Source organism: Microbacterium sp. MPKO10, assembly GCF_026107415.2.
Classification (GTDB): domain Bacteria; phylum Actinomycetota; class Actinomycetes; order Actinomycetales; family Microbacteriaceae; genus Paramicrobacterium.
In genome coordinates this window covers 218506-243414 of sequence record NZ_JAPCHX010000006.1, presented here as the reverse complement: position 1 = coordinate 243414, position 24909 = coordinate 218506, and the positions used below count along the sequence as shown (strand labels likewise).

Genomic DNA, 24909 nt, shown 5'->3' with positions numbered 1-24909 from the left:
GGCTGGGACCTGTGTCGGACAACGAAAAGCCTACCCTGCTCGTCATCGATGGCCACTCGCTGGCGTTCCGTGCGTTCTACGCGCTGCCCATCGACAGTTTCCAGAACAGTGAGGGGCAGCACACCAATGCCATTCACGGGTTCATCGCGATGCTGCTCAACCTGTTGAAGAACGAGAAGCCGACGCACATCGCTGTCGCGTTTGACATCTCTCGGTATTCATTCCGCACACGCGAGTATCCCGAGTACAAGGGCACCCGCGGGGAGACGCCGCCCGAGTTCATCGGTCAGATTCCTCTGCTGCAAGAGGCGCTCAAGGCCATGAACATCACGACCATCTCGATTGAAGACTTCGAGGCAGACGACATTCTTGCCACCCTGTCCGTTCTCGGCACGAATGCTGGCTACCGGGTGTCTGTCGTATCGGGGGATCGCGACACAATCCAGCTCGTGAACGACAATGTGACGCTGCTGTACCCGTCACGACAGGGCGTGTCTGATCTCACGCGTTACGACCCCGCCAAGGTCAAGGAACGCTACGACATCGAGCCGCACCAGTATCCCGAGATCGCCGCGCTCGTGGGGGAGACGAGCGACAACCTCCCCGGCGTTCCGAAAGTCGGCGAGAAGACGGCAGTCAAATGGTTGCACCGTTTCGGCAGTCTCGATGAGATTCTCGCGCATGCGGACGAGATCACGGGAAAGGTCGGCGAGAGCTTCCGCGAGCATAAGGAGAACGCCGTCCGCAACCGCCGGCTGAATCGCCTGGTTACCGATGTCGAGCTTCCCTGCGAGATCGATTCTCTCGCGAAGCAGCCCATCGACCAGGCGGCCGTGCGCGACGTCTTCGCCAAGCTTGAGTTCCGCACCCTCCTCGATCGCGTCATGAAGCTCGAAGGCATCGAGAACGCGGAGCCCGCCGTCCCCGAGGTGACCGCTCCCGAGGCCCAGAACCTTCTGGATGAAGAACTTGGCGCATGGCTGACACGGCAGTCAGAATCCAGCGAGCACGGGCTCGGCGTTCACGTCGAGGTCTCCGATGGCGTCCCTGTGGCGATCGGCGTTTCGGGAGGAACCGAGTCTGTCGCGCTTGCATGGCAGCCAGGACGGGCCGACTATGCACCGTTCGAGGCATGGCTCGCCGACCCCGACAGCCTCAAGATCATGCACGGGGGTAAGGAACAGCTCAAGGCGCTGACGCGCGCCGGCCTCGTCGTGGGCGGCCTCGCCTTCGACACATTCATCGCCGGGTGGCTGCTGCGCCCGGGTGGGCAAGACAAGACTCTCGGCGCGCTCGTCTCCCGCTATCTCGATGAGAAACTTCCCGAGGCCGATCCGAATCAGCTCGTGCCAGAGGTCGAGCCCTCGTCGGCGGCGGCTCTGGCGTGGTACGCACAGCGCCTGGTCTCACCGCTGCTTCGCCGGCTGGACGACGGCTCTGCACGCGTCCTGCGTGAGATCGAGATGCCCATCGTGAGCGTGCTCGCTTCAATGGAGGCACGCGGTGTGGCGATGGACCGCGAGGCACTCGCCGCCCTGTCTGAATCTCTCGGCGCGACAGCGGCCGAGCTCGCCCAGAAGGCATTCGCCGAGATCGGTCGCGAAATCAATCTCGGGTCGCCGAAGCAGATTCAAGAGGTGCTGTTCGAACAGCTGGAGATGCCGACGACCCGTGCAACGAAGACGGGCTACTCGACGGATGCTGCCGCCCTCGCCGATCTTCAGGCGTCGCATCCGCATCCGTTCCTCGGGCTTCTTCTCGAGCACCGCGATGCAACAAAGCTGCGTCAGATCGTGGACACCCTCATCAAGGCGATCGGCGACGACGGCCGCATCCACACCTCCTACGTTCAGACAGGAACATCGACGGGCCGCATCTCGTCGACCGATCCGAACCTGCAGAACATTCCCGTTCGCACGGAAGCCGGGCGGCACATTCGTGAGGCGTTCCGCGTCGGCGCCCCGTATGACAGTCTCCTCACCGCGGACTACTCGCAGATCGAGATGCGCATTATGGCGCACCTGTCAGAGGATCCCGGCCTCATCGAGGCCTTCCGCACGGGTGAGGACCTGCATCGCTTCGTCGGTGCCCGCATCTTCGGCGTCGAGCCCGCCGACGTGACGAGCGAGATGAGGTCGAAGGTCAAGGCGATGTCATATGGGTTGGCCTACGGGCTGAGCGCGTTCGGACTCTCACGACAGCTGCGCATCGACAACTCCGAGGCGAAACAGCTCATGGCCGACTACTTCGAACGATTCGGTGCCGTCCGTGATTATCTGCGCAACGTTGTCGAGCAGGCGAAGATCGACGGCTACACGACGACGATCTTTGGACGCCGCCGCCCGTTCCCCGATCTGAAGAGTCCCAACCGGACCCTCCGTCAGAACGCCGAGCGTGCTGCACTCAACGCGCCGATCCAGGGGTCCGCCGCCGACATCATCAAGATCGCGATGATCAATATCGAAGCAGACATCCGCGACGCGGGGCTCACCAGCCGCATGCTGATGCAGGTCCACGATGAACTCGTGTTCGAGGTCAGCGATGGTGAGCACGACGAGCTTGAACGGCTCGTGCGCAGGCGCATGGGGGATGCTGCCGATCTCAGCGTTCCCCTCGATGTGCAGGTGGGCTACGGCCCGCATTGGGATGCTGCGGCGCACTGATTGCACGCCGCACTCGCCCGCCATACGCTCGAGTTATGACACCACAGCAGAAGAGGACGCCGTCAGCGATCGATAAGATTGCTGAGGACTGGGTCGACACGCTCGTGACCCTCGAGCCGACCGTCGGAACCTACATCGGGCGCTCGGAGGCGAATGATCGCTTCGCCGACTATTCTCCTGCCGGACTCGACAGCGAGCGAGACGCACTCACGACGGCGCGGTCCGCGCTGCGCGCGCAACGTCCGGTGGATGACGTCGACGCGGTGACGCAGGAGGATCTCGGGCGTGAATTGGATCTCGCCCTCGAGACTCTCGATGCCGGGCTTCCACTGCGCAGCCTGAACGTCATCGAATCTCCGTCGCAGGAGATTCGAGAGGCATTCGATCTGATGCCGACGGACACGGTCGACGACTGGTCGACCGTATCGGCACGTCTGTCGCGTGTTCCCGAGGCGATCGACGGGTATGTCGAGACGCTCCGCCTCGGAATCGACCAGGGCATCACCCCGGCGCGGCGGCAGGTGTTTGAGGTCGCCGATCAGGCGCGCAAAGTGGCAGCATCCGATGGGTTCTTCACAGCCTTCGCCGCCTCGGCCAGCCCAGCCACAGGGGAACTCCCATCGGCCCTCGTCGCCGATCTGCGCGAGCGCGCTGAGCGTGCGGCGGCAGCATACGGTCGGCTCGCCGGATTTCTCACAGACGAGCTGGCCGGCGCGGCGACCGAACGAGACGCGATCGGGCGCGACCTGTATGCGCTGACGTCACGGCAGTTCCTCGGCGCAACGATCGATCTCGACGAAACCTACGAATGGGGGATCGAAGAGCTCGCGCGCATGGTCGACGAGCAGGAGTCGATCGCCCGGCAGATTGTGCCCGGGGTCACAGTCCTCGAGGCGATCGCGCATCTCGACAACGATGAGTCCCGCAAGCTGCATGGCACAGACGCCCTGCGTACCTGGATGCAGGCGACGAGCGACAAAGCCGTCGCCGAGTTGGCGCGCAGCCATTTCGACATTCCGGACGAGATCAAGACCATCGAGTGCATGATTGCGCCGACGCAGGAAGGCGGGATCTACTACACGGGACCGACCGACGACTTCTCCCGCCCGGGACGCATGTGGTGGTCAGTGCCCGAGGGCGTGACCGAGTTCGACACCTGGCGTGAGCTGACGACGGTGTATCACGAGGGCGTCCCCGGGCATCACCTGCAGATCGGGCAGGCCGTCTACAACCGCGGCATCCTGAATTCGTGGCGACGGCTGCTCGCGGGTACATCTGGTCATGCCGAGGGCTGGGCGCTGTACGCCGAGCGCCTCATGGAACAGCTCGGGTACCTCGACGACCCGGCGGACAGGCTGGGGATGCTGGACGGGCAGCGCATGCGCGCCGCTCGCGTCGTTCTGGATATCGGCGTGCATCTCGAGAAGCAGCGCCCGGACGGCGCCGGACCGTGGACCGCCGAGTACGCGTTCGACTTCATGAGCCGAAACGTGAACATGAACGAGGGGTTTGTGCGCTTCGAGGTCAACCGGTATCTCGGCTGGCCCGGGCAGGCTCCCTCGTACAAGGTCGGGCAGCGGATCTGGGAGCAGTTGCGCGATGATGCGGCCGCACGCCAGGGTGGGGATTTCGACATTAAGGACTTCCACAGCCGCGCGCTCGCGCTCGGAGGGGTCGGCCTGGACACGCTCCGATCGGCCCTTGCCTGCTGAGCCGCACGCGCGAGGATTCGCCGTTTGATTCACGCCTAAAAACTCCGCTAGGATGGAGTGTCACTTCTGTGACGTCCTATCCGCCTGCCCATCGCGCTAACTATGATGCGCGAATCGGGCCCGACCACATGTCCACCCTGGAGCATTTACTTATATGACAACCGCAACGACCGCCAAGCAGGTCGCCATCAACGACATCGGATCTGCTGAAGATTTCCTGGCAGCGGTCGAAAAGACACTGAAGTTCTTCAACGACGGAGACCTCATCGAGGGCACAGTCGTGAAGATCGACCGCGACGAGGTTCTCCTCGACGTCGGCTACAAGACCGAGGGTGTTATTCCCTCGCGCGAACTTTCCATCAAGCACGACGTCGACCCCACTGAGGTCGTCGAGGTCGGCGACAGCGTCGAGGCGCTCGTTCTCCAGAAGGAGGACAAGGAAGGCCGCCTCATCCTGTCCAAGAAGCGCGCACAGTACGAGCGCGCCTGGGGTGACGTCGAGAAGATCAAGGAATCCGACGGCGTGGTGACCGGACAGGTCATCGAGGTCGTCAAGGGCGGCCTGATCGTCGACATCGGGCTTCGTGGGTTCCTCCCGGCATCGCTCATCGAGCTGCGCCGCGTCCGCGACCTCACGCCGTACCTCGGCCAGGAGATCGAGGCGAAGATCCTCGAACTCGACAAGAACCGCAACAACGTCGTTCTCTCACGCCGTGCGCTCCTTGAGCAGACGCAGTCCGAGAGCCGCACGTCGTTCCTCAACAACCTGCACAAGGGTCAGGTTCGTAAGGGAATCGTCTCGTCGATCGTCAACTTCGGCGCGTTCGTCGACCTCGGCGGCGTCGACGGTCTCGTTCACGTCTCCGAGCTCAGCTGGAAGCACATTGAGCACGCTTCCGAAGTTGTCGAGGTGGGCCAGGAGGTCACCGTCGAGATTCTCGAGGTCGACCTCGACCGTGAGCGCGTGTCGCTCTCGCTCAAGGCGACGCAGGAGGACCCGTGGCAGGTGTTCGCCCGTACCCACGCGATCGGCCAGATCACGCCGGGCAAGGTCACCAAGCTCGTTCCGTTCGGTGCCTTCGTGCGCGTTGCGGACGGCATCGAGGGCCTCGTGCACATCTCCGAGCTCAGCTCGAAGCACGTTGAACTCGCCGACCAGGTCGTCGCTGTCGGCCAAGAGGTCTTTGTCAAGATCATCGACATCGACCTTGAGCGCCGCCGCATCTCGCTGAGCCTCAAGCAGGCGAACGAGGGCGTCGACCCCGAAGGCACCGAGTTCGACCCGGCACTCTACGGCATGGCGACGGAGTACGACGACGAGGGCAACTACAAGTACCCCGACGGCTTCGACCCCGAGACGAACGAGTGGAAGGAAGGCTTCGAGACCGAGCGCGAGAAGTGGGAGCAGGACTACGCTGCTGCACAGGCGCGCTGGGAGGCTCACAAGAAGCAGGTTGCCGCTTCGCTCGTCGAGGAGTCCGACATCGAGGCTCCGGCGGCCGCAGCGAACTACGCCGGAGACGCGAACTCCAGCGGAACGCTCGCTGACGACGAGTCCCTCGCCGCACTGCGCGAGAAGCTCTCGAACAGCAACTGACCGTGCAACGGTCCGGGGCCGGTTCAGCACTTGCTGAACCGGCCCTCGGCGTTTTCGATCACGGCCTGGCGCTCAGCCGCCTGTTAGTGTTTTCCCATACAGACCACGTCGAGGCTCCCTCGGCAGACGAGACCCAAGGTGTGCAGTGAGAGTAGATTCGTTGACAGACTTCTTGTCGATCGAGTACCAAGACGCCTCGTTATTGCGCAATAGCCCACAACAGAGCAGAAGCAAGCAGAGCCTCGAAACGATTCTCCGGACCTGCGGGGAGATCATCGATGAATCCGGTCACGCTGGCGTGACAACGGCTGAAGTTGCAAAGCGGGCAGATATGGCGATCGGGACCGTCTACCGGTTCTTTCCCGATCGTATTGCTCTGCTGCTGGGCGTCTACGACTTCATGATCTCGCGATACATCGAGATCGCTCTGGAGACGTTCGCCGAGAAGCCGGCCGAGACCTGGCAAGAGGCATTTACAACCCTCGTCGAAAGTACCTGCACGGCGCGACGCACGATCCCGGGGTACAAAGCCACGCACTACCGGATCCTTCCCGACGGCCCGAACGAATACAAATACCAGGAGCGCACCCGTGCGTATATTGACGCCGTCGTCTCGCTGCTGAGCCAATACGACGATGCTCCCTCGGGACCCGAATGGCACAAACGCGTGGCCGTCGCGATCGAGCTGTCGCGCACAATGCAGCGCATTGCCTTCGACGCCGATCCCGAGGGCGACCCGACGCTCATTGCCGAGGCCGCTTCCGTTCCGCTCACCTACTTGAACACCTTCATCGACGGGCGAGACTGAGACGATGCTCATTGGTCTGACCGGAGGAATCGCTTCGGGCAAGTCCACCGTGGCCAGTATGCTCCGCGCGCACGGTGCCGTGATCATCGACGCTGACCGCCTGTCGCGTGAGGTCGTCGAACCGGGCACTCCGGCCCTCACCAGCATCCGTGCGCGTTTCGGCGAGTCTGTGATCACCGCAGACGGCGCACTCGATCGACAGACACTCGGCACCGTCGTCTTCGGCGATGCCGATGCCAGGAGAGATCTCAACGCCATCGTGCACCCGGCAGTCCGTGATCGCGCAGCGAAGCGCATCCGAGAGATCGCGGACGCCGATCCGCGCGCCGTCATCGTCTACGACGTCCCTCTGCTGGCCGAGAGCGGCATGACAGACGCGTTCGACCTCGTGGTGGTCGCCGATGCCCCCACCACCGTGCGCCACGAGCGCCTCGTTTCGCTGAGGGGAATGACGCCGGAGGACGCGACGCGCCGCATCGCCTCGCAGGCAAGCGATGACGAGCGACGACGCATCGCCGACGTCGTCATCGACACGTCGGGGTCGCTCGAGAAGACGCGGGCCGAGGTGGACCGGCTGTGGCAGAGGATATCCTCCGAGAACGGCCGATGACCTCCCACAGCACGTTTGCCGTGTGACGGAGCACGCAGATCGTGGCGGATCAGCGATACAGAGGCGCCATGGCCCAGCCGACCGTCAGTGGGTCGTCCTAGACTGACGAACATGGAACCGACACGCTCCGTTCATCCTTTCACCGTGATCAGCGACTACGAGCCGAGCGGCGACCAGCCGAAAGCCATTGCCGAGCTCGCGGGCCGTGTCAATGCGGGGGAGACCGACGTCGTCCTGCTCGGCGCGACCGGAACTGGGAAGTCAGCGACAACAGCCTGGCTCATTGAGGCCGTGCAGCGACCCACGCTCATCCTCGCCCACAACAAGACCCTCGCCGCGCAGCTCGCCAACGAGTTCCGCGAGCTGATGCCCGAGAACGCCGTCGAATACTTCGTGTCGTACTACGACTACTACCAGCCTGAAGCCTACGTACCCCAGACAGACACCTTCATCGAGAAGGACTCCTCGATCAACGCCGAGGTTGAGCGCCTGAGGCACTCGACAACGAACTCGCTGCTCAGCAGACGCGATGTCGTCGTGGTCTCGACGGTGTCGTGCATCTACGGTCTGGGCGCCGCAGAAGAGTACCTGGATGCCATGGTGGCGCTGCAGATCGGGCAGCGCATCTCACGCGACGAGCTCGTGCGCCGGTTCATCGGCATGCAATACAACCGCAATGACGTCGACTTTTCGCGCGGCAACTTCCGCGTTCGCGGGGACACAATCGAGATCATCCCGGTGTACGAAGAACTCGCGATCCGCATCGAGATGTTTGGCGACGAGATCGAGGCCCTCTATGCGCTTCACCCGCTCACCGGCGACATCGTGAAGACCCTCGACGCCGTCTCGCTCTTCCCAGCGACGCACTACGCGGCGAGCCCCGAGACGATGCATCGAGCCATCGGCACCATTCAGGACGAACTGGAAGTTCGGCTCGCTGAGCTCGAAAAGCAGGGCAAGCTCCTCGAGGCACAGCGTCTGCGCATGCGAACGTCATTCGACCTGGAGATGATGGAGCAGATCGGCTTCTGCTCCGGCATCGAGAATTATTCGCGCCATATCGACGGACGCCAGCCGGGGGAGGCACCGCACTGCCTTCTCGACTACTTTCCGGATGATTTCCTTGTCGTCATCGACGAATCGCACGTCACAGTTCCGCAGATCGGTGCCATGTACGAGGGCGATGCGTCGCGTAAGCGCACGCTCGTCGACCACGGCTTCCGCCTCCCGAGCGCGCTCGATAACCGCCCGCTCACGTGGAACGAGTTCTCAGAGCGCGTTGGCCAGACCGTGTACCTGTCGGCCACTCCGGGGCGATACGAGCTCGGGGTCGCAGACGGCGTCGTCGAGCAGATCATCCGGCCCACCGGACTCATCGACCCGGAGATCGTCGTAAAACCGTCCGAGGGGCAGATCGATGATCTGCTGGAAGAGATCAAGGCGCGCTCGGAGCGCAACGAGCGTGTGCTCGTGACGACCCTCACTAAAAAGATGGCTGAGGAACTCACCGACTTTCTCACCGACGCCGGAGTGCGCGTCCGCTACCTTCACTCCGATGTGGACACCCTACGCCGCGTCGAACTGCTCACCGAGCTTCGCGGCGGCGTCTACGACGTGCTCGTCGGCATCAACCTTCTGCGCGAGGGACTCGACTTGCCCGAGGTCTCGCTCGTCGCCATTCTCGACGCTGACAAAGAGGGGTTCCTGCGGTCATCAACATCGTTGATCCAGACGATCGGGCGCGCCGCCCGCAACGTATCGGGTCAGGTGCACATGTACGCCGACAACATGACCGACTCGATGCGCTTCGCCATTGACGAGACGAACCGCCGACGCGAGAAGCAGATTGCATACAACACGGAGCACGGGATCGACCCGACGCCGCTGCGCAAACGCATTGCCGACATCACCGACGTTCTCGTCCGTGAGGGAGCAGACACCGAGAAGCTGCTCGCCTCGCGAGGAGCCGAGCGCACTTCCTCGCCGACGCCGCAGCTGCGTCATCATGAAGGGCTTGCGGCCGAAGGAGCCAACGATCTCGAGGCGATCATCGCCGATCTCAACTCCCAGATGCTCGCCGCTGCCGGTGAGCTGAAGTTCGAGCTCGCCGCTCGCCTTCGTGACGAGGTGTCCGATCTCAAGAAGGAGCTGAGAAGTATGGAAAAGGCCGGCCACATCTAGCGTCAAGAGACGCGATAGTGTGGACGGATGAGTTGCACCGTGCGCGTGTTCCCGGCAGTCACCGCGGGATGAGCAATCGGCGTCTTCTTCCGCTGGTGATCGCTGGCTGCATCGCCGTCGTCATCGTGGCCGCGCTACAGGGGCCGATCGTGTTTGGCAAACCTCGCTTTGACCTCATCATGCCGGGCAACGGACCCGACATCACGCTGTCTCCGGAGCCGACACAGCAGGGTGATGAGGCTCCCGACACGCCGACGACACAGCCACACGGTCTCTTCGATCCCACGACAATTCTCATCGCCATCAGCGCCCTCGCCGCTGCCGCTATCGTCGCCGCGATCCTTCTGGGAGTCAGAGCACTCCGCCGACGACGCCGCGGTGAGACATCGACCGCAGACCTCTCACCGCTCTCGGCAGAACCTGTCGACACGCCGCCTGCTACCCCCGCCCCGGCACGACTCGCCCGCGGCATTCAGCGATCGCTGGATATCCTCGACACCGCCGTTGACCCCCAGGATGCTGTCATCGCGGCCTGGCTCGGGCTGCAGGAATCGGCCGAGGACGCCGGATACAGCGCTCAGGTGAGTGAAACGCCCGCCGAATTCACCGTGCGCGTCCTGGCGCGCGACGACAGCATCGCACGCGACCTGCGGGAGCTGCTCGGTCTGTACCAGGATGTGCGTTTTGGCGATCATCGTGCGACAGCATCCGATATCACCCGTGCCCGCGATGCGTTGCGCGCCATCCGGGAGGTGTGGTCATGAGAATGGGCCGGCTGATCGCCGTGGGGCTCGCCGCCGTCGCTGTGGGTTTTGTCCTGTGGCTTGTGGGGATGGCGGCGCCGTTCGCCATCGCCGCGGGTCTGCTCGTCATCGCCGTCGCGCTGCTCTGGGAATGCCGTACCGGTGTCGAACCCGGCCCGTGGGACCCCGCGCAAGCCGCGAGTGCGACCGGAGCACGCCAAGATGTCACGCGATTGGCCTGGTCCCTCCGCGCCACCCACGGACGCGTGGGAGACAGCGCTCAGAAACGCGTGCGGGCGGTCGCCGAGCGACGGCTCAATCGTCGCGGCCTGTCCCTCGAGAACCCCGAGGACGATGAGGCGATCATCGCTCTCATCGGTGCACGGGGCCACGCCATCACCTCGCCGAGATCCCTGCTTCGCGCCGAACGCAGCGACATCGACGACATCCTGAACCGACTGTCCGTACCCCCGCGCAAGGAGAATTCATGACCGCCGCCCTGCCCATCGAGCGCATCGCCGAGCTCAGCAGAGACGTGCTGGACCGTGTCACCGACGTTGTCGTCGACATGAAGACCCCGCTCGAGCTTGCTCTCGCCACCGTTCTCGCGGGTGGACATGTCCTCTTCGAAGACGTCCCCGGTCTGGGCAAGACACTCGCCGCTCGGAGCCTGGCCGCTGCACTCGGCCTCGACTTCCGCCGTATTCAGTGCACGCCCGACCTTCTGCCTTCCGACATCACCGGGTCCTTCGTTTATGCTCCATCCTCCGGTGAGTTCGTGTTCCGTCCCGGTCCGCTCTTCGCGGGGCTCGTCCTGGCTGACGAGATCAACCGCACAACGCCAAAAACGCAGTCGTCGTTTCTCGAGGCGATGGCCGAGGGCCACGTCACTGTCGAGGGCAGCCACTTCGAATTGCCGTCCCCGTTTCATGTGATCGCCACGTCGAACCCCATCGAGTTCGAAGGCACATACGCGCTTCCCGAGGCTCAGCTCGACAGGTTCATGGTTCGCTTGAGTGTCGGCTACCTCTCGCCTGAGAACGAGCAGCGGATGCTGATGTCGCGCGCGCACCGTCGGCACGACGCTGCCCAAATCGAACCCGTCGTCGACGCAGACACCCTCCTCGCTATGCAGGGCGGGGTGGAAGCCGTGCATGTTGACCCCGACATCGCGCGCTACTGCGTCGACCTCGCCGTCGCCACGCGCAGGGACCAATCTGTTCAGGTCGGGGCTTCTCCGCGCGGCTCACAGGGTCTGATGCTGGTGGCGCGCGCCGTGGCGGTCATGGCGGGCCGCGATTATGTGACACCGGACGACGTCAAACGCGTCGCCGTACCCGTCCTTGCCCATCGGCTCTCACTGACGCCACAGGCGTGGGCGAACGGCGTTCAGGCTGAGCACATCGTCGCCGGAGTGCTCGGCGCTGTTCCCGGGCCTCCGACCGTCAGGGCGACCGCGGAATGAGCAGGACTCAGCACGCCGCCCTGTGGCACGCGAGCGGATCGCTTGCGGGGGCCGTCATCGTCGGTGTGGTCGTGCTCGGTACGGGGCTTGTCGCGTCGCGGCCTGACCTCGCGTGCCTCGCCGTGCCGCTGCTGGTCTGGGCGGCGTGGAGCTGGCAGGGGAGGCCTCGGGGCGAGGCGCAGACCGAGTGCGTGATCGAGACGGCGCATCGTGTCACGGGGGAGAGCCCCTGCCTGACGGCGGCGCTGCGCGTCTCAAGCGATGAGCTGGCCGAGTTCGTGCACGCCCGTACGCTCGTGGGTGGCACGCACCGGCGCAATGCCGTGCTCGACGGCCGATCGGAGGCTCCGCTGTCGGCTGTCGTTCCCGCGCGCCATTCCGGGCCGTGCGAGGTGCTCGCGCTTCGGTACCGGCTCGTATCTGCCGACGGAGCATTCATCACAGATCCGACGCCGCAGCAGGAGGCAGAGCGCATCATCCGACCCCAGATCGTCCCTCTTCCCCAGCTGCTTCTGCCTCAGAGGCTGCACGGTCTGACCGGAACGCACGGTTCCACCCGCCCCGGCGACGGCGGCAGCTTCAGAGACATCGCTCTCTTTGCACCGGGAGACCGACTGCGCCGCATTGATTGGAAGGCGACGGCACGCCTCGCCAGGCGCCCAGGAGATCTGTACGTTCGCCGGTCGTTCGCAACGAGCGACGCCACAGCGGTGATCGTGATGGACACCGGAGACGAGCTGGGAGAGGTCGTCGCCGAGTGGACGCGAGGGCGCGTCGACAAGACCGGCCTGACCTCAATGGATGCTGCACGCGAAGCGGCGGCCGCAATCGCCGTCGCCTATACGCAGTCCGGAGATCAGGTCGCACTGCAGAATCTCGCGCTCGGATCCCGTCAGGTGCGCCGCGGGTCGGGGGACAGGCACCGAGAGCGGCTGCTCGCCACCATTGCCGCCACCCGCCCGCACGGCGTCGGCATGACCCATCGGCGTGCGCCCCTCGTCGCCGCGGGCGCTCTTGTCTTTGTGCTGTCGACGTTCTTCGACGGCGAAGCGGCGACGCTTGCCGCGATGTGGAGCGCCGTCGGGCATCGTGTGCTCGCTGTGGACACCCTGCCGCCGGGCAATCGCGCGGGACTCACTCCCGAGCAGGCAACCGCCCACACGATCGTGATGATGGAACGCGAGGATCGGCTGCGGGACATGGAGGCGGCCGGAGTGCGCATCGTCCGATGGGCGGATGCGGCGGGTCTTCCCTCACGGAATGCGCAATTCTCGGCACTGGCGCGGGAGCGCGCACGATGACGAAATCCAAGCCGTCGATCCGCATCGCGCACGGGATTCCGTCGGCGACTGTGCATATCGGCGTCGGCGCTGTCGCCGTGCTTCTCTCGATGGCGACCGTGACCGTGCCGTTCTGGCTCATCGTCGCCCTCGCTCTCGCCGTCGCCGCAGCCGCTGCACCCCGTCTGCACATGGCGTGGGCGCTGATGGTGCTTCTCGCCTTCGCCCAGCTGAGCCACCCGCCGCTTCTCACTGACTGGCGCCCGTACGTGTTGATGGCTGGTCTCCATCTTCTGCACGTGCTCGCTTCGATGTCCCTGGCCGTTCCGCTGCGTGGCAGGATCGCGCTGTCCGTCCTCGGCCGAACACTGCGTCGCTATCTCGTGATCCAGCTTCCCGCACAGGGACTTCTCATCATCGTCCTCGCCCTCCTGACGCCAGCCGGTGTACACGCGGTCTGGCTCGCGCCGGTCGGAGCCGCTGCGCTCGTCGCCTGCGCCGCGACGCTCGTTCTTCCGATCGTGCGCGACCGTGAGTAACAGCATCCGGTCAGTCACCACTGACGAGCGGCACGAACATGACGCCTCCGAGGTCGTCGTCCGTGATCGTGCCGTCTCGGCTCCGACGCCGTCGGATGAGCCGCTGCCCCGTGCGCCCGCCGAGGGGAGCGACGATGCGCCCCTCAGGCGCGAGCTGTTCCATCCATGCATCCGGAAGACCATCGGATGCTGCCGCGCACACGATCGCGTCATACGGAGCCCGCGTTGGCGCGCCCGCCGTGCCGTCGCCGACGATGAGCTCGACACTGTCATAGCCGAGGTTGCGCAGGACCTGGCCCGCCCCTGCCGACAGCTCAGCGATCCTCTCGATGGAGACGACGCGCGCTGCCAGATGAGCGAGCACCGCCGCCGCGTAGCCGGAACCCGTCCCGATGTCCAACACGACATCCTCGGGACCAATCTGCGCCGCCTGAGCCGTCGCCGCGACAATGTACGGCTGCGAGATCGTCTGGCCATGGCCGAGCTGAAGCGGATGGTCCTCGTAAGCGTGCACCGCGAGGTTCGGCGGCACAAAACGCTCGCGCGGCACGGCGCGCATGGCCTCGAGCACGCGCGGATCGTCAATACCGCGCGGCTCGAGGTGGTCGCGCAGCATCCGCTCGCGCGCTGCCAAGAGAGTGTCGGCCATGAGGCCATTGTGCGCTTCATGCCGCGCTCTGTGAAGCCATCCTGAGTGCTCTGTCGGTGGCCACGATTAGGCTAGGGGAGTGACGATTTCACCAGCTTCCTCGAACACCACTCTGTCGGTCAGCGGGGCCCGAGTCCACAATCTCGACAACGTCGACGTGGAGATCCCGCGCGACTCCCTCGTCGTCTTTACGGGGCTCTCCGGGTCGGGCAAATCATCGCTCGCCTTCGACACGATCTTCGCCGAGGGGCAGCGCCGTTATGTCGAGTCACTCTCGGCCTACGCGCGCCAGTTCCTCGGGCAGGTCGACCGCCCCGATGTCGACTTCATCGAAGGGCTCAGCCCCGCGGTCTCGATCGACCAGAAGTCGACGAACCGCAACCCGAGGTCGACGGTCGGAACCATTACCGAGGTATACGACTACATGCGCCTCCTCTGGGCGCGCATCGGCATCCCTCACTGCCCCCAATGCGGTGAACCCATTCAGCGGCAGACCGTTCAGCAGATCGCCGACCAGCTGATGACGCTCGACGAGGGCACCCGCTACATGGTGATGAGCCCCGTGGTCTCGCAGAAGAAGGGCGAGTTCGTCGACCTGTTCAGCGAACTCGCGGCATCCGGCTACGCGCGCGCCGTCGTCGACGGCGAGACCGTGCAGCTGAGCGCGCCGCCGACGCTCAAGAAGTCCTACAAGCATGACATCTCCGTTGTCGTCGACCGTCTCGTCGCCGGCCCCGACATGCTGACACGCCTCACCGACTCGCTCGAGACGGCGCTGCGACTCACCGATGGCGTCGTGCAGATCAACTTCGTGGATGCCGAGGGCGACGACGCCGTGCGCACGTTCTCTGAGAAGCTGTCCTGCCCCAACAATCACCCGATTCAGCTGTCTGAGGTCGAGCCCCGCACGTTCTCGTTCAACGCCCCGTTCGGCGCGTGCCCGGAGTGCTCCGGCCTCGGCACACGGATGTCCGTCGATGCCGACCTTCTGCTCGGTGACGAGAAGCTGAGCATCAGCCAGGGCGTGATCGTCCCGTGGACGACCCAGGGCAAGGGCCTGTACCAGTACTACGAGAAGCTTCTCGTGGGGCTGTCGAACGATCTCGATTTTTCACTCGACGCCCCCTGGGACGAACTGCCTGAAAACGTCCGTGAAGCTGTGCTGCGCGGAAAGGACTTCAAGGTTCGTGTGAAATGGCGCAACCGATTTGGGCGTGAGGTCTCGTATACGTCCGGGTTCGAGGGCGTCATCCCTTACATCGAACGGCAGTATATGCAGGCCGAGACGGACGTACAGCGGGCCCGCTGGTCTGAGTACCTCCGCGAGATTCCCTGCCCCGTATGCGATGGCAAGCGGCTCAAGCCCGAGGTTCTCGCGGTCCTCGTCAACGGAACGAGCATCGCCGACGTGTCGAATCTGAGTCTGACCGACTCTCGCGACTTCATGGAGGAGCTCGCTCTCAGCGAGCGAGATTCCCGGATCGCCGCGCAGGTGCTGCGCGAGATCAAGGTCCGACTCGACTTCCTCATCCAAGTCGGTCTCAATTACCTCACGCTGTCGCGTTCGGCGGGATCGCTCTCAGGCGGAGAAGCCCAGCGCATTCGCCTCGCGACCCAGATCGGGTCGGGGCTGACAGGCGTGCTGTACGTTCTGGACGAACCCAGCATCGGGCTGCACCAGCGCGACAACAGGCGCCTCATCGAGACGTTGATCGCTCTGCGCGACCTCGGCAACACACTCATCGTCGTCGAGCACGACGAAGACACCATCCGCACGGCGGACTGGGTTGTCGACATCGGCCCGGGCGCGGGCGAGGGCGGCGGACACGTTGTGCATTCGGGAACCGTCTCAGAGCTGCTCGCCAACACGCGGTCGCTCACCGCCGACTACCTCTCAGGTCGTCGTCAGATCGAGACGCCCGCCGACCGGCGTCCCGCCGATTCCGAGCGCATGATCTCCGTGGTTGGGGCATCCGCCAACAACCTCAAGAAGGTCACCGTTGATTTCCCCATTGGGCTGTTCACCGCCGTCACCGGCGTCAGCGGTTCGGGGAAGTCGACGCTCGTGAACGACATCCTGTACCGCGTCATGGCGAACAAGCTGAACGGCGCACGCAAAGTACCAGGCAAGCACACGCGCGTCACGGGCATCGACGCCCTCGACAAGGTCGTGCACGTCGATCAGGCGCCCATCGGGCGAACACCGCGCTCCAACCCGGCGACGTACACGGGCGTCTTCGACCGCATCCGGACGCTCTTCTCGGAGACACCGGAGGCCAAGGCACGCGGCTACCTTCCCGGCCGCTTCAGCTTCAACGTCAAGGGCGGACGCTGCGAGGCATGCTCGGGCGACGGCACGATCAAGATCGAGATGAACTTCTTGCCCGATGTCTACGTGGCGTGCGAGGTCTGCGGGGGAGCGCGGTACAACCGCGACACCCTGCAGGTGCACTACAAGGGAAAGAACATTTCCGAGGTCCTTGACATGCCCATCGTCGAGGCCGCGGAGTTCTTCCAGCCGATCACGGCGATCCACCGCTACCTCAAAACGCTTGTCGACGTCGGGCTCGGCTATGTCCGGCTCGGGCAGAGCGCCACAACGCTCTCGGGTGGTGAAGCTCAGCGGGTGAAGCTCGCGACAGAGCTGCAGCGCCGCTCCAACGGACGCAGCGTGTACGTCCTCGACGAGCCGACGACGGGGCTGCACTTTGAAGACGTCCGCAAACTTCTCCTCGTTCTCGGCAGTCTCGTCGACAAGGGGAACACGGTCATCGTGATTGAGCACAACCTCGATGTGATCAAGTCTGCCGACTGGATCGTCGATCTCGGCCCCGAGGGAGGAGCAGGTGGCGGTCAGATCATCGCGACCGGAACGCCGGAAGATGTCGCGCGGTCCCGGAAGAGCCACACCGGGAAGTTCCTCAAAGAGATCTTCGCCGACGAGATCGGTGAAGCGCGCCGGGCGGGTTGACGGTGCCCGAGCAGCAACTTGCCTACCGGCCCAAGCCGGGGGAGATCCCGACGCAGCCCGGTGTCTACCGTTTCCGCGACGCCCAGGGGCGCGTGCTCTACGTCGGCAAAGCGAAGAGTCTGCGGGCGCGACTGAGCAACTACTTCGCGCCGCTGCGCTCACTGCACGAGCGCACCAGGCGCATGGTGACGACGGCATCCAGCGTCGAGTGGACGGTCGTGGGCAGCGATGTGGAGGCACTGCAGCTCGAATACACCTGGATCAAGGAGTTCGAGCCGCCGTTCAACGTCAAGTTCCGCGATGACAAGACGTACCCGTATATGGCGGTCACGATGGCAGACGAGGCGCCGCGCGTCATGGTCACTCGCAACCCGCGCATCAAGGGGGCACGGTATTTCGGTCCGTACCCGAAGATCTGGGCCGTGCACGACACGATCGACCTCATGATCAAGGCATTCCCAATTCGCACGTGCTCCGATTCGAGTTACAAGCGGGCAATGCAGTCGGGCAAGCCGTGCTTCCCCGGGCAGATCGGAAAGTGCGGAGGCCCGTGTTCCATGACGGTCAGCATCGAGGAGCACCGGCGCATCGTCGACGACTTCGTCAGCTTCATGAGCGGCAACGACAAGCGGTTCACGCGTGAGCTTCAGGCCTTGATGAAGGATGCTGCTGAGACGCAGGACTACGAGGCGGCCGCGAAGTACCGCGACCAGCTGCTGTCGCTTGAGGCTGTGCTCGAGAAAAGCACTGTCGTCATGAAGGACTCGGTGGACGCCGATATGTTCGGCATCGAGCACGATGAGCTCTCTGCTGCGGTGCAGCAGTTCGTCGTGCGCGGCGGTCGCATTCGCGGTGTGCGCTCGTGGACCGTCGATAAAGAACTCGACGTCACGACCGGCGATCTCATCGAGGGCGTCATCCGCACCGCGTACAACTCGCCAGATGCCGATGTTCCCCGCGAGGTGATCGTGCCGCTGATGCCGGACGACGCGACAGAGATCTCGACGTGGCTCACACAGCTGCGCGGCCGTGGAACTGTTCGGCTGAAGACGGCGCAGCGCGGCGAGAAGGCGGCGCTGATGGAAACCGCCGTGCTCAACGCCAAACAGGCGCTCATCCGCCATAAGACCCGCCGCAGCTCAGACTTCGCGACCCGCAGCCAGGCGCTGGCCGACCTTCAGGAAGCCCTCGGAATGGCGGAGGCGCCGCTGCGCATTGAGTGCTACGACATCTCCCATCTGTCGGGAACCAACATCGTCGCGTCGATGGTCGTGTTCGAAGACGGCCTGGCCCGCAAAGACCAGTACCGGACGTTCTCGATCGCGGAATCGACGGATGACACCGACTCGATGTATCAAGTGCTCACGCGGCGGCTCGCGCACCTGGACGACGCTCCTGCGGAGACCGAACCGGATGCTGCGCCCAGGCGGTTCTCGTACCCGCCGCAGCTGCTCCTCGTCGACGGCGGGCAACCACAGGTCGCAGCTGCACGACGTGCCCTCGAGGAATCGGGCCGCACCGGAATACAGATCGCGGGCATCGCCAAGCGCCTCGAAGAGCTCTGGCTGCCTGACAGCGATTTCCCCGCGATTCTGCCGAGAAACAGCGAGGCTCTCTACCTCGTGCAGCGGCTGCGTGATGAAGCGCACCGATTCGCCATCACCTACCAGCGCAAGCGGCGCAAGCGCGACATCTCGACGGTCCTGAGCGAGGTTCCCGGTGTCGGCCCGGCCCGGGTGAAGACGCTTCTGACCCAGTTCGGGTCCGTCGCCAGGCTGAAGGCGGCAAGCCCCGAGCAGATCGCCGAGACGCCGGGCGTTGGACCCGCTCTAGCTCAGGCAATTCATGCTCGGCTCCACACTGGGTAGTCTTGTATCAACCCGAAACGCCCGAACGGAAGACTCACCATGACCAGCGATGAACCAGCATCCCAGCAGGAAGTCCTCATCGTCACCGGAATGTCGGGGGCCGGACGCTCCAGCGTCGCGAATGCTCTCGAGGATCTCGACTGGTACGTCGTCGACAATCTGCCTCCGCAGATGCTGCGCCCTCTTGTCGATCTCGCTGAGCGCGCCGAGGGCACAGAGAAGCTTGCCGTCGTCGTCGACGTTCGGGGCCGCGATTTCTTCGCCGATCTGCGTTCGATGCTGCAGGGCCTGCGTGAGGGGACGCACCTGCGCGTGCTCTTCCTCGATGCGGCCGACGACGCTCTCGTCCGCCGCTACGAGGCTGTGCGCCGGCCGCATCCGCTTCAGGGAGACGGCACCATTCTCGACGGCATTCGCATTGAGCGCTCGCGTGTCGCGGCCATCCGCGAGCTCAGCGATCTGGTGATCGACACCACAGATCTCAACGTCCACCAGCTCGGCTCGACCGTTCGTGACCTCTTCAAAACCGACGAGACTCCGGGTGTGCAGCTCACCGTCATGAGCTTCGGCTTCAAATACGGGATCCCCACGGACGCCGATATGATTGCTGATGCGAGATTTCTGCCGAACCCCTTCTGGGTTCCGGAACTGCGAACGCACACGGGCCTCGAACCCGAGGTCGACGGCTATGTCTTCGCGCAGCCCGGGGCCGAGGAGTTCCTCGACGCGTATGCTGCAGCGCTGAAACCGGTTCTGACCGGCTATCAGCGTGAGAACAAGCGGCATGCCGTCGTGGCCGTGGGGTGCACAGGCGGAAAGCACCGTTCAGTCGCCATGGCCGAGCGTCTCGCCGCTTTCCTGACGGAACAACCCGATGTGGTCGTGAACGTGAAACACCGAGATCTCGGGCGCGAATAGACGACCGAGATCCACAAGCAGATAGGACACCGATTGGCTCTCACAGCCGATGTCAAGGACGAATTGACCGCCGTCGATGAGACGCGCAACACGGTGCGTGCCGCCGAGCTCGCATCGCTCTTGCGATTCAGCGGCGGGCTCCACATCATCTCGGGCCGAATCGCCATCGAGTCCGAGGTGGACTCACCGCGTATCGCACGACGCGTGCGCAAAGATTTGGCAGAGCTCTACGGCGTTCGCAGCGAGGCCACCGCGATCTCGCCCTCCGGCTCCCGGCGCGCCCCGTATTTCCTCGTTCGCGTTGTCGCTGGCGGCGAGACCCTGGCCCGTCAGACCGGGCTTCTGGACTCACGACGCCGACCGGTGCGTGGGCTTCCCAACCGTCTCACGACGGGGTCGCGTGACGAACTGGCCGCCATCTGGCGCGGCGCCTTCCTCGCACGGGGAACGCTGACCGATCCGGGGCGTTCAGCCGCGCTCGAAGTATCGTGCCCGGGCAACGAGTCGGCCATGGCGCTCGTCGGGGCGGCAGGTCGCCTCGGCATCTCGGCCAAGGCGCGCGAGGTGCGAGGCGTCCATCGTGTCGTGATTCGCGACGGTGAGGCCATCGGCTCCATGCTGACAGCCATGGGCGCACACCGGACCGTGACCGAGTGGGAGCAGATGCGGCAGCGGCGCGAGGTAAGGGCAACGGCGAACCGACTCGTGAACTTCGACGATGCCAACCTCCGGCGTTCCGCCCAGGCTGCCGTCGCCGCGTGTGCACGCGTCGAGCGCGCACTAGAGATCCTCGGCAGCGATGTGCCTGAACACCTGTCCTATGCGGGCAAGCTCCGGCTGGAGCACCGTGACGCCAGTCTCGATGAGCTGGGGCATTTCGCCACACCTCCCATGACGAAGGATGCTGTCGCCGGACGGATCCGCCGGCTGCTCGCCATGGCCGACAAGAAGGCGCACGATCAGGGCCTGCCTGACACACAGGCCAACCTGCCGACGCAGCTCGACTGACGTCACTCACCGTCATGATGACCGCCCGTGGGTAGCCACACGCGTCGTCAGGACTAGACTGAGTACGTCACTCAGTGCCGTGCGCGGCTCATCGCGCATGAGATGAAACGGAGAGATCTACATGGCTGAATACACGCTTCCTGAGCTCGGATATGACTACGGTGCCCTGGCGCCGAGCATCTCGGGCACGATCATGGAGCTCCACCATTCGAAGCACCACCAGGCGTACGTCACGGGGGCGAACACCGCACTCGAAAAGCTCGCGGAGGCACGTGATTCGGGAGATTTCGGCAACGTCAGCAAGCTGGAGAAGGACCTCGCGTTCAACCTCGGCGGACACGTCAACCACTCGATCTTCTGGACCAACCTCTCGCCGAACGGCGGAGACCGTCCGACGGGCGAGCTTGACGCCGCCATCACCGACAACTTCGGCTCCTTCGACAAGTTCCAGGCGCACTTCAACGCCGCCGCTCTGGGGATCCAGGGCTCCGGCTGGGCAGCGCTCATGTGGGACTCAATCGGCCAGAAGCTGCTGATCCAGCAGTTCTACGACCAGCAGTCGAACTTCCCCGCGGGAACCGTCCCGCTGCTGCTCCTCGACATGTGGGAGCACGCTTTCTACCTTGACTACCAGAACGTCAAGGGGGACTACGTGAAGGCCTTCTGGAACATCGTCGACTGGGCGAACGTGCAGGAGCGCTTCACAACAGCACGTGAGAAGACCTCAGGCCTGCTGGTACTGTCTTAGGACAGACAGGGTTGTCCCGGACTCCTGTCTGGGACAACCCTCTCCAGCTCGTTCGCGAGACACAGTGAAAACGCGCCCCACAGCGCCCAGTTACAGGAGACATTCTTGTCAGTAAAGATCGGCATCAACGGGTTCGGCCGCATCGGCCGCAACTTCTTCCGCGCAGCTCTCGCCAAGGGGAGCGACCTCGAGATCGTTGCAGTCAACGACCTCACGGACAACAAGACCCTTGCCCACCTCCTCAAGTACGACTCGATCACGGGTCGTCTTGATGCGGACGTCAGCTTCGACGGCGAGCAGATCACCGTCAACGGCACGTCCATCAAGGTTTTCGAAGAGCGCGACCCGGCGAAGCTCCCGTGGGGTGAGCTCGGAGTCGACATCGTCATCGAGTCGACAGGACGCTTCACCAACGCCGCTGACGCCCGCAAGCACATCGATGCAGGCGCCAAGAAAGTTCTGATCTCCGCCCCGGCGACCGACGAAGACGCCACGTTCGTTCTTGGCGTCAACGAGCAGGACTACGACCCGGCGAACCACCACATCATCTCGAACGCTTCGTGCACCACGAACTGCCTGGCACCGCTCGCCAAGGTCTTCAACGACACCTTCGGCATCGAGCGCGGCCTCATGACCACGGTTCACGCCTACACGGCAGACCAGAACCTGCAGGACGGCCCGCACAAGGATCTTCGCCGTGCCCGCGCCGCCGCCGTCAACATCATCCCGACGTCGACGGGCGCAGCCAAGGCCATCGGCCTCGTGCTCCCCGAGCTCAAGGGCAAGCTTGACGGCTTCGCGCTGCGCGTCCCGGTTCCCACCGGTTCGATCACCGACCTGACCGTCGAGGCATCGCGCGACGTCACGGTCGACGAGGTCAAGGCCGCTTACAAGGCCGCAGCGGAGGGACCGCTGAAGGGCATCCTCAAGTACACCGAAGACGAGATTGTTTCGAGCGACATCGTAAACGATGCGCACTCGTCGATCTTCGACTCGGGCCTGCTGCGCGTCATCGGAAACCAGGTCAAGCTCTCCAGCTGGTACGACAACGAGTGGGGCTACTCCAACCGCCTTGTCGACCTGACCGAGTACGTGGCCGAGCGCCTCTAAGGTCGGGGATCATCAGCGTGCTTCGCACAATGGAAACGCTGGGTTCGCTGAGCGGCAAACGCGTCGTCGTCCGGTGTGACCTGAACGTCCCTCTCAAGGACGGGGTCATCACCGACGACGGACGCGTTCGCGCGTCTCTGCCCACCCTCAATGCACTCATCAATCAGGGCGCTCGCGTCGTCGTGATCTCGCACCTGGGTCGCCCGAAGGGCTCTCCCGACTCTCAGTACAGTCTCGCCCCGGTCGCTCAGCGCCTCAGCGAGCTGCTCGGCAGCCCGGTGACCTTCGCCGCAGACACGGTGGGTCATGCGGCGTCCAACGCTGTTGCCGGGCTCCAGGACGGCCAGATCGCCGTTCTGGAAAACCTTCGCTTCAACGTGGGGGAGACCAGTAAAGACGAGGCCGAGAGGCGCGAGTTCGCCGCGAAGCTCGCGGAGTTCGGCGACGCGTTCGTCTCCGACGGCTTCGGCGTCGTCCACCGCAAGCAGGCGAGCGTCTACGAGCTTCCGCAGCTGCTTCCCAGCGCGGCGGGCACCCTGATCGAGTCGGAGCTGACCGTCCTTGATCGCCTCACCGAGAACCCGCAGCGTCCGTACGCTGTCGTTCTCGGCGGATCGAAAGTCTCAGACAAGCTCGGCGTGATCGAGCACCTCCTCCCACGTGTCGACTCCCTGCTGATCGGGGGAGGAATGCTGTTCACGTTCCTCGCCGCGCAGGGCTACAGCGTCGGATCGAGTCTCCTTGAGAGCGATCAGATCGACACGGTGAAGTCGTATCTTGCCGAGGCGGCAGACCGCGGTGTCGAAATCGTCCTGCCGACGGACGTCGTCGTGGCATCCGCTTTCAGCGCGGATGCTGAGCACGAGGTGCGCCCGATCGACTCGATCGAAGACACCTCGTTCGGAGCATCCGGTCTCGGACTCGACATCGGACCGCAGACCGCAGACGACTTCGCGCGGCGGATCGCCGCGTCGACGACGGTGTTCTGGAACGGCCCGATGGGCGTCTTCGAGCTCGCGCCGTTTGCAGCCGGAACGAAGGCTGTCGCCGAAGCACTCACCCGCGTCACCGGTCTCAGCGTCGTCGGCGGAGGCGATTCGGCAGCCGCCGTTCGCGCACTTGGTTTCGCCGACGATCAGTTCGGCCACATTTCTACGGGCGGCGGTGCCAGCCTCGAATTCCTCGAGGGCACGAAGCTCCCCGGACTGGAGGTCCTTGGATGGCAGCAGTAACACGTACCCCGTTCATCGCCGGCAACTGGAAGATGAATCTCGATCATCTTCAGGCGATCGCGTTTGTTCAGAAGCTCGCCTGGAGTCTGCAGGACGCCAAGCACGACTTTGACGCTGTCGAGGTCGCCGTCTTCCCTCCGTTCACCGACCTGCGCAGCGTGCAGACGCTCGTGTCTGCAGACAAGCTTCCACTTGGCTATGGGGCGCAGGACGTGTCGGCGCAGGATTCGGGAGCGTTCACCGGTGAGATTTCGGGCGCCTTCCTCAGCCAGCTGGAGTGCGGGTATGTGATCATCGGTCATTCCGAGCGCCGCACGCTGCACAACGAGACAGACGACGTCGTGCACGCGAAGACGGCAGCAGCGCTGAAGCACGGTGTTACTCCCGTGATCTGCGTCGGAGAGACGGCAGAGGATCTCGAGAAGCATGGGTCGTCTGCGGTTCCTGTCGCGCAGCTGCGCGCCGCGCTCGAAGGCGTCGCCTCGGATGCCGATGTCGTTGTCGCCTATGAGCCCGTGTGGGCCATCGGTTCGGGTCAGGCGGCGACGCCCGACCAGGCTGAGCAGGTGGCAGCGGCGCTGCGTACGGTGATCACCGAGTCATTGGGCGAGGACGCTGCCGGTCGCACACGCATCTTGTACGGCGGCTCCGTCAAGTCCGGCAACATCGCTGGATTCATGCGTGAGCCCAACGTCGACGGCGCGCTCGTCGGCGGGGCAAGCCTCGACGTGACCGAGTTCTCGAACATCGCTCGCTACCAGAAGCACGTCGGCGTCTGAACGCCGGGTTCGGGCACGGCATACTCTC

The 24909-nt window shown here is 64.3% G+C and carries 20 protein-coding genes; 19 read left to right on the top strand and 1 reads right to left on the bottom strand.

All coding sequences use genetic code 11. The annotated features are described in order from the left end of the window. Positions 1 to 11: 11 nt before the first annotated feature. The 11 genes from polA to OK352_RS14680 all read left to right on the top strand — a co-directional run bounded on the left by polA (position 12) and on the right by OK352_RS14680 (position 13598). Positions 12 to 2663 carry a DNA polymerase I gene (gene polA / locus OK352_RS14730; RefSeq protein WP_265142265.1) on the top strand — a complete coding sequence of 884 codons (2652 nt, stop codon included), beginning with the start codon at positions 12 to 14 and terminating at the stop codon, positions 2661 to 2663. 35 nt (positions 2664 to 2698) lie between these two features. After that, positions 2699 to 4375, top strand: a complete 1677-nt coding sequence (locus OK352_RS14725) for a DUF885 domain-containing protein (RefSeq protein ID WP_265142264.1) — start codon at positions 2699 to 2701, stop codon at positions 4373 to 4375. A gap of 154 nt (positions 4376 to 4529) precedes the next feature. Further along, positions 4530 to 5972: a 30S ribosomal protein S1 gene (gene rpsA, locus OK352_RS14720; protein WP_265142263.1), complete on the top strand. Its 1443-nt coding sequence runs from the start codon at positions 4530 to 4532 to the stop codon at positions 5970 to 5972. Between the two features lie 160 nt (positions 5973 to 6132). Beyond that, a complete protein-coding gene (locus tag OK352_RS14715; protein ID WP_265142262.1) occupies positions 6133 to 6780 on the top strand; it encodes a TetR/AcrR family transcriptional regulator in 648 nt (215 codons plus the stop codon). A 4-nt stretch (positions 6781 to 6784) separates the two neighbouring features. Beyond that, positions 6785 to 7390: a dephospho-CoA kinase gene (gene coaE / locus OK352_RS14710; RefSeq protein WP_265142261.1), complete on the top strand. Its 606-nt coding sequence runs from the start codon at positions 6785 to 6787 to the stop codon at positions 7388 to 7390. Between the two features lie 111 nt (positions 7391 to 7501). After that, positions 7502 to 9571: an excinuclease ABC subunit UvrB gene (gene uvrB, locus OK352_RS14705; protein ID WP_265142260.1), complete on the top strand. Its 2070-nt coding sequence runs from the start codon at positions 7502 to 7504 to the stop codon at positions 9569 to 9571. Between the two features lie 68 nt (positions 9572 to 9639). Beyond that, positions 9640 to 10335: a DUF4129 domain-containing protein gene (locus OK352_RS14700; protein WP_265142259.1), complete on the top strand. Its 696-nt coding sequence runs from the start codon at positions 9640 to 9642 to the stop codon at positions 10333 to 10335. Continuing rightward, positions 10332 to 10805: a hypothetical protein gene (locus OK352_RS14695; RefSeq protein WP_265142258.1), complete on the top strand. Its 474-nt coding sequence runs from the start codon at positions 10332 to 10334 to the stop codon at positions 10803 to 10805. Before OK352_RS14700 ends, OK352_RS14695 begins: the two co-directional genes overlap by 4 nt. Next, complete coding sequence (locus OK352_RS14690) at positions 10802 to 11779, top strand: AAA family ATPase (RefSeq protein WP_265142257.1); 978 nt, start codon at positions 10802 to 10804, stop codon at positions 11777 to 11779. The genes OK352_RS14695 and OK352_RS14690 overlap by 4 nt, the downstream gene beginning before the upstream one ends. Next, the gene (locus OK352_RS14685) at positions 11776 to 13080 is read left to right on the top strand and encodes a DUF58 domain-containing protein (RefSeq protein WP_265142256.1); all 1305 of its coding nucleotides are present in this window, start codon (positions 11776 to 11778) and stop codon (positions 13078 to 13080) included. Before OK352_RS14690 ends, OK352_RS14685 begins: the two co-directional genes overlap by 4 nt. Continuing rightward, positions 13077 to 13598 carry a hypothetical protein gene (locus tag OK352_RS14680; RefSeq protein WP_265142255.1) on the top strand — a complete coding sequence of 174 codons (522 nt, stop codon included), beginning with the start codon at positions 13077 to 13079 and terminating at the stop codon, positions 13596 to 13598. Before OK352_RS14685 ends, OK352_RS14680 begins: the two co-directional genes overlap by 4 nt. A 10-nt stretch (positions 13599 to 13608) precedes the next feature. On the opposite strand, the gene OK352_RS14675 is transcribed toward OK352_RS14680, so the two are convergent. Beyond that, positions 13609 to 14247: a protein-L-isoaspartate(D-aspartate) O-methyltransferase gene (locus tag OK352_RS14675; RefSeq protein WP_265142254.1), complete on the bottom strand. Its 639-nt coding sequence runs from the start codon at positions 14245 to 14247 to the stop codon at positions 13609 to 13611. A gap of 79 nt (positions 14248 to 14326) precedes the next feature. Between OK352_RS14675 and uvrA the strand changes: the two genes are divergently transcribed. From uvrA to tpiA, 8 genes are all read left to right on the top strand, one after another. After that, a complete protein-coding gene (gene uvrA / locus OK352_RS14670; protein WP_265142253.1) occupies positions 14327 to 17218 on the top strand; it encodes an excinuclease ABC subunit UvrA in 2892 nt (963 codons plus the stop codon). A gap of 2 nt (positions 17219 to 17220) precedes the next feature. Further along, positions 17221 to 19086, top strand: coding sequence for an excinuclease ABC subunit UvrC (gene uvrC / locus OK352_RS14665; RefSeq protein WP_265142252.1), 1866 nt, complete (start codon positions 17221 to 17223; stop codon positions 19084 to 19086). 39 nt (positions 19087 to 19125) lie between these two features. Next, positions 19126 to 20004, top strand: coding sequence for an RNase adapter RapZ (rapZ, locus tag OK352_RS14660; RefSeq protein ID WP_265142251.1), 879 nt, complete (start codon positions 19126 to 19128; stop codon positions 20002 to 20004). Between the two features lie 33 nt (positions 20005 to 20037). Further along, positions 20038 to 21012, top strand: a complete 975-nt coding sequence (gene whiA / locus OK352_RS14655; RefSeq protein WP_265142250.1) for a DNA-binding protein WhiA — start codon at positions 20038 to 20040, stop codon at positions 21010 to 21012. 121 nt (positions 21013 to 21133) lie between these two features. Further along, complete coding sequence (locus tag OK352_RS14650) at positions 21134 to 21760, top strand: superoxide dismutase (protein WP_265142249.1); 627 nt, start codon at positions 21134 to 21136, stop codon at positions 21758 to 21760. A gap of 105 nt (positions 21761 to 21865) precedes the next feature. Beyond that, positions 21866 to 22870, top strand: a complete 1005-nt coding sequence (gap, locus tag OK352_RS14645) for a type I glyceraldehyde-3-phosphate dehydrogenase (protein WP_265142248.1) — start codon at positions 21866 to 21868, stop codon at positions 22868 to 22870. Between the two features lie 29 nt (positions 22871 to 22899). Further along, a complete protein-coding gene (gene pgk / locus OK352_RS14640) occupies positions 22900 to 24102 on the top strand; it encodes a phosphoglycerate kinase (RefSeq protein WP_265142537.1) in 1203 nt (400 codons plus the stop codon). Next, positions 24090 to 24881 carry a triose-phosphate isomerase gene (gene tpiA, locus OK352_RS14635; protein ID WP_265142247.1) on the top strand — a complete coding sequence of 264 codons (792 nt, stop codon included), beginning with the start codon at positions 24090 to 24092 and terminating at the stop codon, positions 24879 to 24881. Before pgk ends, tpiA begins: the two co-directional genes overlap by 13 nt. The last annotated feature ends 28 nt before the right edge of the window (positions 24882 to 24909 follow it).